Source organism: Micromonospora cremea (genome assembly GCF_900143515.1).
In the GTDB taxonomy this organism is placed as follows: domain Bacteria; phylum Actinomycetota; class Actinomycetes; order Mycobacteriales; family Micromonosporaceae; genus Micromonospora; species Micromonospora cremea.
In genome coordinates, this window is sequence record NZ_FSQT01000002.1 from 2538225 (window position 1) to 2550389 (window position 12165).

A 12165-nucleotide genomic window follows, 5' to 3' on the forward strand; every position below is an offset into this window, starting at 1 on the left:
TTGGGTGATTTGCGTCACAGGCCGGACGGAAAGTTACTTGGTTCATCCGGTACGGCCATACCGTATGACCATGCCGGCAGCTGAGTCCTACCCATCCGCGCTGACCTCCGTTCGGGGGCCCATGGCGATTCGAAAGAGGCGCGCGGGCGGGGGGAAGCGGGCTCTCGTTCTCGAAGCCGTGGCAGATGTGCTCGCTGCTCGTGGATTCGAGAACACGCGGTTCACGGACGTGTCGGCGGCCGGCGGCGTCGCGATCAGCACCCTGCAGACCTACTTCGGTTCGCGCGAGGACATGATCATCGAGGCCATGGAGGTTTTCACCAACCGGGAATTGGATGCCCTGCAAGCGGTGTCCACCGCCGAAGCCGATCCGTGGCGACGACTGGTCGCGCTGGTGGACCGGAGCCTGCACAACTCGGAGAGCACCAGGCAGATCCTCGTCGAATTCTGGCGATCCGCCATGCGCGACGACGACCTCCGCAACTACAGCACGGACGTGCAGGCGCGGTACCGGGCGCCCTTTCTGACCGCCGTACGGGAAGGCGCTGAGCGGGGTGAGTTCACGCTGGCCCACGACGCCGAGGCCGTGACGGATTTCCTGCTCGCGGCCCTGGCCGGGCTGATCATCTCTCGCGTCCAGCATCACCCCACGCCGTCGCCCGCGGAGTTCCGCGAGGTCCTGCTGACCCAGCTCAGGCTGATGCTCGGCGTCAGCGACCGACCTTCTTCCAACACTCGAACGGATCGAGGAGCATGACCGCCGTCGAAATCACCCGTTTCCGTACGCCCGCGGCACGCGCCGATGCTCTGCTGGCCGCGCGGCCGGCGATGCTGCGCGACTTCGAGACCGATCGCACCGGCTTCCTCGGCGCGCGACTGATCCAGCTGTCCGCCGGCGAATGGCTGGACATCGTCTTCTGGCGCTCGTCCGACGACTTCGCCGAGTCCCGGCGCCGGGGCGGCGACCGGCCCGGCATCCAGGCGTTCTTCTCGCTGATCGACGAGGTGATCAGCGTCGAGGAGGGCACCACCACCGAACCGGTGGGCGCCTGATGCGCGCGGTCCGGTTCCTCAGCAACGACGAACTTCCCGGAGCCGGCGAACGAGGCCGCCGCGATCGAACTGACCGCCGCGCTGGTCGCCGGCGATCTACCCGATCGCCGCCCGGTTGCCGTTGGCGGAGATCGCTCAGGCACATGACCTGGCCGAGCACACCTCAGCCAGGGGCCGGGTTGTCCTGGACATCTGAGGCACCCGGCCCAGCTCCACTCGCAACCGACTCCGAGACACTCCCACCTGACCGCCGACGGACCAATGGACCGACCATGATCTGGACAGCCGGATTCCGTACCGCAGTGATCAGTCCCTACGAGCAGCTCCAGTTCAGCGAACCCCGTGGTTTCGTCGACCAGACCGTTCGTCAAGTGCTGCACATGGCCGGCGGCGGGGAAGCTCTCCGCGTGCGCCTGACGAACCGCTACGGCCGCACTCCGTTGACCATCGCGGCCGCGACGGTCGCTGTCGGTCACCGGCGGGCTGCCCTCACCTTCGACGGCGTCGAGAAGTGTGTCATCCCGGCGGGCGAAGAGGCCGTCTCCGACCCGGTCGATCTTCCGGTTGCCGGCGGTACAGACCTGGTGGTGAGCATCTACTTTTCCGAGCAGACCGGGCTGGCCACCCATTCGCACAAACCGGCGGAAGTCGCTCGAATAGCTGACGGGAACCATGTCACGTCTTCGGCACTCCCGTGGACCGAGCAGGTCGAAGCGCGGTTCTACATCTCGGGTGTCGACGTGCTCGCCCCGCAGGACACCGCGATCGCGGTGGCCTTCGGCGACTCCTGGTTCGAAGGAGTCGGCACGACGACCAGCGCGAACCATCGCTCCGTCGACTTTCTCAACCGGCGCCTCAGCCGAGGGTGGGTCGTCAACCAGGGCATCGCCGGAAACCGCCTCCTGCGCGACGGGGTCGGCGAACACGCGTTGGCGCGTTTCGACCGCGATGTTCGTTCGATACCTGCCCTGACCCACGTTCTGGTCCACTTCGGCATCAACGACCTCGGTCTTCCCGGCATGCTGGGCGAGCCTTCCGCCACCGCCGACGCCCTCATCGAAGGCTTCGGCGCTCTGGCAGACCGTGCCCACCGCGCCGGCCTGAAGATCCTCGCCGCCACCATCGGTCCCTTCGCGGGCGCCGGCCCTGGAATCAGCACGACGGAAGGCCTCACCATCCGCCGCGAGGTGAACGACTGGATCCGCACCACCGACGCCTTCGATGCTGTTTTCGACGTGGCCCGGGCTGTCGCGAACCCGCATGCCCCCGACCACATCCACCCCGCACTTGACAGTGGCGACGGCATGCACCTGAACGACAAGGGCGCCGAGGTCATGGCCGACGCCGTCAACCTGGACGACCTCGCGCTCTAGGGCCGGTGTCAGTGCAGAGCGTCGGCGTCGAGGGCGCGGCTGCCAGGCACACCCGCCGTCAGGCGCCGAGGATGTGGGTCAGGTGGGGGTTGGTGAAGACGCGGTCGGGGTCCAGGCGGTCGCGGAGGGACTGGAAGTCGCCGAAGCGCGGGTAGGCGGCGGCCAACGAGGCGGCGTCGCGGTAGTGCAGCTTGCCCCAGTGCGGGCGGCCGCCGAGCCCGGCGGCCACCTCCTCGAAGGCCCGGAAGTACGGCTCGTACGGCATGCCGACGTACTGGTGCACGGCGATGTACGCGGAGTCCCGGCCGTAGCCGTGCGACAGCCAGATGTCGTCGGCGGCGGTGAACCGCACCTCCACCGGGAAGAGCACCTTGAACGGCAGCCCGTCCACGATCCGCCGGAGCGCCGCCAGCGCCTCGGGCAGCGCCTCGCGGGGCAGGCCGTACTCCATCTCCACGAAGCGGACCCGGCGCGGGGTGCAGAACACCCGGTCGGAGCGGCCGGTGTATCGGCGTTCGGTGAGCGCGCGGGCGGAGACCGCGCTGATCCTCGGGGCCAGCGCCGGCACGGCCCGGCCGAGCCGGCAGGCGCTGGCGAAGACGGTGTTGGCCAGGAAGTCGTCGTCCAGCCAGCCGCGCCACCGGGGCAGCGGCCGGTCGTTGGCGGGTACGCGGTCGTTGGTCTTGACCTGGACCCGTGCGGTGTAGGGGAACCAGTAGAACTCGACGTGGTCGTGGTTGCCGATCAGTGGCGGCAGTTCGTCGAGCACGTCGGCCAGCGCGGCCGGGCGTTCGTGTGCGTGCAGCACGAAGGCGTCCACGCAGCGCAGGGTCACCTCGACCAGCACGCCGAGCGCGCCGAGCGACACCCGGGCGGCGGCGAAGACGTCCGGGTGCTCGTCGGCGGAGCAGCGCAGCACCTCCCCGATCCCGGTGACCAGGGTGATCGCCTCGACGAAGGTGGACAGGCAGCCAAAGCCGACGCCGGTGCCGTGGGTGCCCGTGGAGATCGCCCCGGCGACCGTCTGGGCGTCGATGTCACCGAGGTTGGGCAGGGCGAGGCGGTGTCGGGCGAGCAGGCCGTTGAGGGCGTGCAGGGTCATCCCTGCCGGTACGGTGACGAGCCTGCGCTCGACGTCGACGCTGACGAGGGTGTCGAGCTCGGACAGATCCATCCGCCGGTCGTCGGCGAGCGCGATCGCGGTGAACGAGTGGCCGCTGCCGGCCACCCGGATCCGGCCGCCGGTGGCGGCGGCGGCCCGGACGGCCTCGGCGACGTCGGTCGGCGAGCCGGGGCGGAGGATTGCGGTGGCGCTGCCACGCTGGTTACCGGCCCAGTTGGACCAGCGGGCGGTGAGCGGTGCGGTGCCGACCATGCGCGCTCCTCGAAAATGAATATGAACTGACTTCATATCAGGAACGTTCTAGCTGGTAAATACCGCAATTGCGATCCGCTCGTTGTACCGGTAGTCACGGACTCGTGACGTGGAGATATGTTCATCCGTCGAAGGGGGGTGGCGCCGAGTGTCCACACCAGCCGCCACGACCGGGCCGCTGCGCCGCGTACCGGTGCAGGGTCGAAGTGTCGCGCGGGTACAGCGCATGTTGGACGCCTGCGCCGAACTCGTCGACGAGGTGGGGTACGAAGGGCTGACCACGACCCTGCTCGCCGAGCGCGCCGAGGTGGCGATCGGGTCGGTCTACCAGTTCTTCCCGGACAAGCGGGCGATCGTGCAGGCACTGACCCTGCGCACGATGGAGTCCTACCTCCAGCGGCTCGACGAGCGGTTCGCCTCTGACGAGATGACCCACTGGTGGGACGGCGTCGACGCGGGGATCGATGAGTACATCACGATGCACCGCACCGTTCCCGGCTTCCGTACCCTGCACTTCGGCGACGTGGTCGACCTGCACCTGCTCGATGAGCAGCGGGACAACAACGGCGTGATCGCCGACCAGTTGGCGCGGGTGCTCACCGAGCGCTTCGGGCTGACCGACGTCCCGAAGCTCCGCTTCGTCCTGGAGATCGCGGTGGAGGCGGCCGACGCGCTGATCAAGCTCGCGTTCCGGCGGCGGTCCGACGGCGACGAGCGGGTGCTGCTCGAGGCGAAGGCGCTGATCCGGGAGTACCTGCACCGCCAGGTCGACGGCCCGGAGAGTGCGCGGCCGACCGCAGAGCAGCAGGCAGCGGCCGCCCAGCCCGCCTGACCCGGCCCGCCGGGAAACGGGCCGGGCGGCGGGGTGGCGTCAGAGGAACGCCCGCCCCTCACCCCGGTACGTGGGCACGGTCGCCACGATCGCCTCCCCGTCGACCAGGTGCACCTCGTTGACACGTTCACACAGCTCACCGGCCTTGGCGTGCCGGAACCACACCCGGTCGCCGATGCGCAGGGTGGCCGCCGCCGCGCCGGCCAGCGGAGTCTGCACCTCGCCGGCCCCCTCGGTGCCGACCAGCTTCAGGCCGGCCGGCAGCCACGGTCGGGGCAGTCGGCTGTCGGCGGCCGGACCGGAGGCGATCCAGCCGCCGCCGAGCACGGTCGCCAGCTCCGGCGTCGGTCGGCGGACCACCGCGCAGGCGAAGAACGCCGCCGGGGTGGGACGCCAGGCGCGGTAGGCGTCGAACAGCGTCGGCCCGTACAGGCCCGATCCCGCGGTGACCTCGGTGACCGCGGGATCGGCGCTGGTCGCGGCCACGCTGCCGGTGCCGCCACCGTTGACGAACTCCAGGTCGGCGTGCTCACGGACCGCGGCCACCGCCGCGCTCCGGCGGGCCAGCAACTCGCGGTACGACCCGCGCTGGGCCAGCCGGATCGCGCCGGCCAGCAGCGCCTGCCCTGGCGGCGCGTCGCCCAGGCCGGCGATCTGCGCCTCGTACGACATGAGGCCGACCAGCCGGAAGCCGGCCCGGCCGGCGACGGTGGCGGCGAGCGCGCCGGCCGCTCGGGCGCTGTGCACCGGTGAGCGGCGGACGCCGACGTGCACCCGCCCGCGCAGCGGTCGCCAGGAGGCGTCCAGGTCCAGGCAGAGCCGCAGCTCGGCGCGCTGCCCGGGGGCTCGTACGGCGTCGATGAGGTCGAGCTGCCCGGTGCCGTCGATCATCAGGGTGATCGCGGCGGCCAGCGCCGGGTCGGCGGCCAGTTCGGCGAGCGCCGAGCGGTCCGCACTGGGGTACGCGACCAGCACGTCGTCGCTCACCCCGGCGCGGACCAGCCAGATCGCCTCGGGCAGGGTGAACGCCATCACGCCCCGCCAGCCGGGCCGGGCGAGCGCCCGGCTGATCAGCGCCCGGCTGCGGACCGACTTGCTGGCCAGTCGGACCGGTTTGCCGGCGGCGCGGTCGGCCAGGGCGGTCGAGTTGGCGTCGAAGGCGGTGAGATCCACCACCGCGTACGGCGGGTCGAGGTGGGCGGTCGCCCGATCCAGGCGCTCGCGAAGTTTGTCGCTTTCGATGGCCACGTGTGCACGCTAACTGTCCGACGGTGAATGCGAAACACCCTCGCGTACAGCCCGGGCTGCGGTCGGTGCCTCCGGCGGCCTAGGCTCAGCGAGCAGGAGAATGTCGCGAGTGGGGCGGCTCCCCACCGGGTCTAGAGTGTTCCACCGGGGGTGCCCAGCGATGGGCCGGCACGTGGAGGTACGGCCATCGAAAGCCAGAACAGCGGCGAGTCGCCCGGCGTGTCGCGCCCGGGTGACCAGTCGGGCAACGCCGCCAACCAGTCCAGCACCGGTCAGGTGGACCCGTCCGGCTATGCCGCCATCCGCTCGGTGCTGCGGATCCGGCCCTTCCGGCGGCTCTGGATCGTGCTCGGCGCGGCCTCCTTCGGTGACTGGCTCGGCCTGTTGGCCACCTCGGTCTTCGCCGCCTCCCAGGTGCAGGGCAGCACCGCCCAGGGCGCGGTCTTCGGTGGCGTCATCGCGATCCGCCTGCTTCCCGCGCTGGTGCTCGGGCCGATCGCCGGCGTGCTCGCCGACCGGTTCGACCGCCGCTGGACGATGGTCATCTGCGACCTGCTCCGGTTCGTGCTCTTCGCCTCGATCCCGACGGTGGCGCTGGCCGGCGCCAGCGGCGGGATGGTGGTCCTGTGGGCGACCATCGCCACCTTCCTGATCGAGTCGGTCACCCTGATCTGGATCCCGGCCAAGGAGGCCGCGGTCCCCAACCTGATCCCGCGCGCCCGGCTGGAGGCCGCCAACCAGCTCACGCTGATCACCACGTACGGCCTGACCCCGGTGCTCGCCGCGCTGGTCAGCGCCGGCCTGGACCGCAGCGTCCGGGGCGTGACCGGCGACAACTTCCCGGACTGGGCCGAGCCGGCCCAGCTGGCGCTCTGGTTCAACTCCCTGTCCCGGCTGGCCACCGCACTGGTCGTCGCGTTCGGCATCAAGGAGATCAGCCGGGGGCAGACCACCGAGGGCGACCGTCACGAGCAGAGCATGCTGCGCCAGTTCAAGGAGGGCTGGCAGTTCATCGGCCAGACCCCGCTGGTGCGCGGACTGGTCCTCGGCATCCTGGGTGCGTTCGCCGGTGGCGGCATCGTCATCGGCACCGCGAAGTTCTTCGCCAGCTCGCTCGGTGCCGGTGACGCCGCTTTCTCGCTGCTCTTCGGTGCCATCTTCGTCGGCCTGGCACTCGGCATCGGGCTCGGGCCGATGATCGTCAAGGAGATGTCCCGGCGCCGCTGGTTCGGCATGAGCATCGTGCTGGCCAGCGCCGCCGTGATGACCCTCGCCTTCGCCATCCACCTGTCCATGGCGATCGTCGGCGCGGTGCTGGTCGGCGCCGGTGCCGGGATGGCCTTCCTGGCCGGCACCACGCTGCTCGGCGGTGAGATCAGGGACGAGGTGCGCGGTCGGGTCTTCGCCGTGGTGCAGATCGGCACCCGGCTGGTGCTGATCCTGGCCATCGCGCTGAGCAGCCTGCTCGCCGGTGTCGGTGGCTCGCGCAAGCTGGAGATCGCCGACCTGGGCCTGTCCATCTCGTCGACCCGGCTGCTGCTGCTCGCCGCCGGGGTCGCCGGCATCTTCGCCGGGATCAGCGCGTTCGGCCAGATGGACGACAAGAAGGGCGTCCCGGTCCTCGCCGACCTCTGGGGCTCCATCCGGGGTCGCCCGCTGATGCCGGCCGAGCCGTTCGTCTCCGCCGGGCTCTTCGTGGTCTTCGAGGGCGGTGAGGGCGCCGGCAAGTCCACCCAGCTCGCCGCGCTCGCCGAGCGGCTACGCGGCCAGGGGCGCGACGTCGTGGTCACCCGCGAGCCGGGGGCCACCACCGTCGGTCAACGAATCCGGTCGCTGGTGCTGGACACCTCCGGCGACGAGGCGCCGTCGCCGCGCGCCGAGGCGCTGCTCTACGCCGCCGACCGGGCGCACCACGTGGCCGCCGTGGTGCGGCCCGCGCTGGTCCGTGGCGGTGTGGTGATCAGTGACCGGTACGTCGACTCGTCCCTGGCGTACCAGGGCGCCGGGCGGACACTCCCGGTCGACGAGGTCTCCTGGCTCTCCTCCTGGGCCACCGGCGGGCTCAAGCCCGACCTAGTGGTGCTGCTGGACGTCGAACCGCAGACCGGCCTGTCCCGGGTGGCATCGCGCAGCGAGGGCGTCGACCGGCTGGAGGCCGAGTCGATCGCGTTCCACGAACGTGTCCGGTACGCCTTCCTCGACCTGGCCGCCGCCGACCCGAAGCGTTACCTGGTGCTCGACGGGTCCCGGCCGGCCGAGGAGATCACCCGCCAGGTGTTCCGACGCGTCGAGGAGATGCTCGGGAATCCGGGCGGCATCGTGCACCCCAGGCCGGCGCAGGGCCCGGACACCTCGGTGCAGCCGGAGTTATCCGACGCGGAGCTGGTGACGATGGAGCATCGAACCTGATGCCGGACGTCTTCGCCGACCTGGTCGGTCAGGACGAGGCGGTGACCGAGCTGCGCCGCGCCGCCGCCGCGGCGGCATCCGTGCTGCGCGTGGGCGCCGCCGACCGTGCGCCCGCGCTCATCGCCGCCGGCCCGGCCGGCACGGACGACGGGGCCGGTGCGTCGGCCGGGGTCGACCCGAGCGCCGGGATGACCCACGCCTGGATCTTCACCGGGCCACCCGGCTCCGGCCGATCGGTCGCCGCGCGGGCCTTCGCCGCCGCCCTGCAGTGCGTCCACGGCACCGGCTGCGGCGAGTGCCCCGGCTGCCACACCACGATGGGCGGCACCCACGCCGACGTCCGGATGGTGGTGCCGGAGGGGCTCTCCATCGGCGTCGGCGAGATGCGGGCGCTGGTGCTCCGCGCGGCCAGCACCCCGTCCGGCGGGCGCTGGCAGGTGGTGGTCATCGAGGACGCCGACCGGCTCACCGAGGCGGCTGGCAACGCGCTGCTCAAGGCGATCGAGGAGCCCCCGCCGCGTACCGTGTTCCTGCTCTGCGCCCCATCCACCCACCCGGACGACATCTCGGTGACCATCCGGTCGCGCTGCCGGGTCGTACCCCTGCGGCAGCCGCCGGCCGCGGCGGTGGCCGAGGTGCTGGTCCGTCGGGACGGCGTCGCGCCCGACGTGGCGCAGTGGGCGGCGGCGGCCGCGCAGGGGCACGTGGGTCGGGCCCGCCGGCTGGCCCGCGACCCGGAGGCCCGCAAGCGGCGCGAGGCGGTGCTCGCCGTGCCGCGCCGGCTGACCGGCGTCGGCGCGGCGTTCGACGCGGCGTCCGCGCTGATCGAGGCCGCCGAGGCGGAGGCCGAGGCGTCGGTCACCGAGGCCGACACGGCCGAGCGGGCGGCGCTGGAGACCGCGCTCGGCGCCGGCGGCACCGGCCGGGGCGCGGCCGGCGCGATGCGGGGCGCCGCCGGGCAGCTCAAGGAGCTGGAGAAGCGGCAGAAGTCGCGGGCCACCAGGGCGCAGAGGGACGCGCTGGACCGCGCGCTGGTCGATCTGGCCGGCTTCTACCGGGACGCGCTCACCATGGCGCTGCGCGCCCCGGTAGCCCCGGTGCACACCGACACCGCCGCGCTGGCCGGCGCCGGGGCGCAGAAGTGGGACGCCGAGGGGTCGCTGCGCCGGCTGGAGGCCGTGCTCGCCTGCCGGGCGGCGATCGAGGCAAATGTCAAGCCACGGATCGCCGTCGAGGCGATGATGCTCGCCCTCTGGAAGGGCTGACCCGCAGTTCTCCTGCCACGGTCCCGTGCGGCGGACCGGTCATCCACAGGCATCGACACGCACGATTGCTGTGCGGTACGGTCCGGTGTGCTGTTGTGACGGTGACGGCACGCTCAGTGATGGGTCATCCGGGAGGAGTCGGCCGATGCCGCGGGGGGAGATCGACGAGGCCTGGATCGAGGAGGCGGTGCGACGCTACCGCCGGATCGAGTCGCTCCAGGCCGAGTTCGACCAGGCGGTGTCGACCGTCGAGGTCACCGTCCGGTCGCCGGACGGGCTGGTCGAAGTGGTGGTCACCGCCGGTGGACGGATCACCGACGTCCGGTTCCTCGGGCCGCTGCACAGCCGCAGCCCGCGGGACGTGGCCGGCTCCGTGCAGGCCGCGGTCACCGCCGCGGCCGACGCCGCCGAGTGGGCCCGGGAGAAGCTGCACAACGAGACGTTCGCCGCCTACCGACCGCTCGCGGGGGCCTGAGATGGACACACTGCGCGCGCTCTCCGCCCGGCTGGACGATGCGAGCGCCACGCTCACCGCCGTGTCCCGCACGGTCACCGCCAGCGATCCGGCCCAGGCCGCCTTCGGCACAGACGCCCCGGGCCGGCCCGGCGAGATCGGCCGCGCCCTGCACCGGCAGTGGACCGCGGCCACCGACGACCGGGCCCGCGAGGCACGCGCCGCCGCCAATCGGCTGGCCGCCGCCGCCTCGGCCGTGCGCGAGGCCGCCGACCGCTACGGCGAGGTCGACCGGGCCGCCCGCCGCCGCATCACCGGGGAGCCCTGATGGACCCGCTCGACCGGCTCGCCGAGCCCGGCCTGGACCTGCTGCGCCGGGTGGACACGCTGCTCGCCGCCGGTGTCCCCGAGGGGCACCAGGTCTGGCCGCTGCTGCGCCGGATGCAGGTGCTCTCGGGCGACGCGGTCCGCGGCTTCCTCGACCTCCATCCGGCACCGCTCGCCAGTGCCGGGCACGCCGTGCGCCGGCTGGTCCGGGGGTACGACGACGTCTCCGCCGCGCTCACCGACCCGGTGCTCTGGTCCGGCCCGGCCGCCTCGGCGTACGGGCAGGAGCGGGCGGCGCTGCTGCGCCACCTCGACGAGGGGCCGGAGAGCCTGGTCGGGCGCCTGGAGTCCACCGCCGGATACGCCGACGCCCTCGCCGACTGGGTGGATGGCACCCGCCTCGCCCTGGCCCGCACCCTGGCCGACATTCTCCGCTCGGCCGAGGCGGTCGCCGTGGTCGCCGCCACGGCCACGGGCACGCCGCTCCGGCCCGGCCCGGTGGGGCCCGGCGTGGCCGACGCGGCCGAGATCGCCGCCCGGGTGCTGGCGGTGCTCTGCGTCGCGTACGACGGTGCGGAGACGCTGCTGCGCCAGTGGGCGCCGAGTCTGGCCGAGTCCGCCTGGCGGCCGCCGATGGACGGTCGATCCCGGTACGACCAGGCCACCCGGGTCGGCTGGTAGCCGCCCGCCGCGCCACCGGACAGGCCACGGCGTCGCCCGCGGGCGCCCGGCCTGAGCCGGCACCGGCGGCGACGCCGTGGTCTTCCCCCTGCACCCCCCGCAGGTCTGCCTCCACTCAACGCCGCCCGGACGCGTTTGTCCCCTACCGCGGCCCGGAATCAACCGTCCGGGCGAGGAGCAAACGGCACGACGGGTGGCCCGGCAATCGGTCAAGTCGACGGTCATGGATGGCAGCGGGGGGTAGTCGTCCGGCGACGGCCGGCGCGCCCTCCGGCGGTGATCCGTCGTAGGGTGGGTGCATGGGCATGCTCTGCGCGGTCAGCTTCAACCGGTACGGGCGCCTCTACTACCTCGACCCCGGTGGGTTGCGACCGCAGGTCGGCGACAAGGTGCTGGTGCCGACCGACGACGGGCCCGAGGTGGCCGAGTGCGTCTGGGCCGCGCAGTGGGTGACCGAGGAGACCGATGGTTTCCCCCGGCTGGTGGGGCTGGCCGGTGACGACGATCTGCGCCGGGACGAGGCGCTGCGTCGGCGCAAGGCCGAGGCCAAGGTGGCCGCGAAGCGGCTGATCCGCGCGCACGGCCTGCCGATGAAGGTGGTGGCCGTCGATCACGTGCTCGGCTCCGCCGAAGCCGGCGGCGAGCGCAGCACCGTCTACTTCACCGCGCCGCACCGCGTGGACTTCCGCTCCCTGGTCCGTGACCTCGGTGCCACCCTGCACTGTCGCGTCGAGCTGCGGCAGGTCTCCGCACGGGACTCGGCACGGGTGCAGGGCGGCATCGGCTCGTGCGGCCGCGACCTGTGCTGCGCCACGTTCCTCACCGACTTCGAGCCGGTGACCATCCGGATGGCCAAGGACCAGGACCTGCCGCTGAACCCGCTGCGCATCTCCGGGGCGTGCGGCCGGCTGATGTGTTGCCTGAAGTACGAACACCCGCTCTACCAGCGTTTCCAGGAGACCGCTCCGGCCCTCGGCAGCCGGGTCTCGACGCCCGAGGGCGACGGCCGCGTGGTCGGCCACAGCGTCCCCCGTGACGCGGTGACGGTCCGGCTCGACGCCGACGGCTCCCGCTGCTCCTGCTCCCGCGCCTCCGTCTGCGCCCCCCGCCAGGCCCACGACCAGCACTACACGTCCTGACCCCGCCGG

General features: G+C 72.4%; 12 protein-coding genes. 10 read left to right on the forward strand and 2 right to left on the reverse strand.

Annotated features, from left to right (window positions below; translation table 11 throughout):
* Positions 1-178: 178 nt before the first annotated feature.
* From BUS84_RS25260 to BUS84_RS25270, 3 genes are all read left to right on the forward strand, one after another.
* The gene (locus BUS84_RS25260) at positions 179-757 is read left to right on the forward strand and encodes a TetR/AcrR family transcriptional regulator (RefSeq protein ID WP_159451065.1); all 579 of its coding nucleotides are present in this window, start codon (positions 179-181) and stop codon (positions 755-757) included.
* The gene (locus BUS84_RS25265) at positions 754-1053 is read left to right on the forward strand and encodes a hypothetical protein (RefSeq protein ID WP_074316138.1); all 300 of its coding nucleotides are present in this window, start codon (positions 754-756) and stop codon (positions 1051-1053) included. Before BUS84_RS25260 ends, BUS84_RS25265 begins: the two co-directional genes overlap by 4 nt.
* Before the next feature lie 272 nt (positions 1054-1325).
* The gene (locus BUS84_RS25270) at positions 1326-2426 is read left to right on the forward strand and encodes a GDSL-type esterase/lipase family protein (RefSeq protein WP_074316140.1); all 1101 of its coding nucleotides are present in this window, start codon (positions 1326-1328) and stop codon (positions 2424-2426) included.
* 58 nt (positions 2427-2484) lie between these two features.
* On the opposite strand, the gene BUS84_RS25275 is transcribed toward BUS84_RS25270, so the two are convergent.
* Complete coding sequence (locus tag BUS84_RS25275) at positions 2485-3801, reverse strand: D-arabinono-1,4-lactone oxidase (RefSeq protein WP_074316142.1); 1317 nt, start codon at positions 3799-3801, stop codon at positions 2485-2487.
* A 226-nt stretch (positions 3802-4027) separates the two neighbouring features.
* Between BUS84_RS25275 and BUS84_RS25280 the strand changes: the two genes are divergently transcribed.
* Positions 4028-4633 (forward strand): TetR/AcrR family transcriptional regulator, encoded by a 606-nt coding sequence (locus tag BUS84_RS25280; protein ID WP_074316144.1) that lies wholly within the window; start codon positions 4028-4030, stop codon positions 4631-4633.
* 39 nt (positions 4634-4672) lie between these two features.
* On the opposite strand, the gene BUS84_RS25285 is transcribed toward BUS84_RS25280, so the two are convergent.
* On the reverse strand, positions 4673-5881 hold the full coding sequence (locus BUS84_RS25285; protein WP_074316146.1) for an amino acid deaminase/aldolase: 1209 nt from the start codon (positions 5879-5881) through the stop codon (positions 4673-4675).
* A gap of 309 nt (positions 5882-6190) precedes the next feature.
* Between BUS84_RS25285 and tmk the strand changes: the two genes are divergently transcribed.
* The 6 genes from tmk (at position 6191) to BUS84_RS25315 (ending at position 12156) form a co-directional block, all read left to right on the forward strand.
* Entirely contained in the window at positions 6191-8290 is a 2100-nt protein-coding gene (gene tmk, locus BUS84_RS25290; RefSeq protein ID WP_143728657.1) for a dTMP kinase, read from the forward strand.
* A complete protein-coding gene (locus BUS84_RS25295) occupies positions 8290-9555 on the forward strand; it encodes a DNA polymerase III subunit delta' (protein WP_074316148.1) in 1266 nt (421 codons plus the stop codon). The genes tmk and BUS84_RS25295 overlap by 1 nt, the downstream gene beginning before the upstream one ends.
* Positions 9556-9700: 145 nt before the next feature.
* Complete coding sequence (locus BUS84_RS25300) at positions 9701-10030, forward strand: YbaB/EbfC family nucleoid-associated protein (protein WP_053659404.1); 330 nt, start codon at positions 9701-9703, stop codon at positions 10028-10030.
* 1 nt (position 10031) lies between these two features.
* Positions 10032-10337 (forward strand): hypothetical protein, encoded by a 306-nt coding sequence (locus tag BUS84_RS25305; protein ID WP_074316150.1) that lies wholly within the window; start codon positions 10032-10034, stop codon positions 10335-10337.
* A complete protein-coding gene (locus BUS84_RS25310; protein WP_074316152.1) occupies positions 10337-11017 on the forward strand; it encodes a hypothetical protein in 681 nt (226 codons plus the stop codon). The genes BUS84_RS25305 and BUS84_RS25310 overlap by 1 nt, the downstream gene beginning before the upstream one ends.
* Before the next feature lie 299 nt (positions 11018-11316).
* Entirely contained in the window at positions 11317-12156 is an 840-nt protein-coding gene (locus tag BUS84_RS25315; protein ID WP_074316153.1) for a PSP1 domain-containing protein, read from the forward strand.
* Positions 12157-12165: the final 9 nt, after the last annotated feature.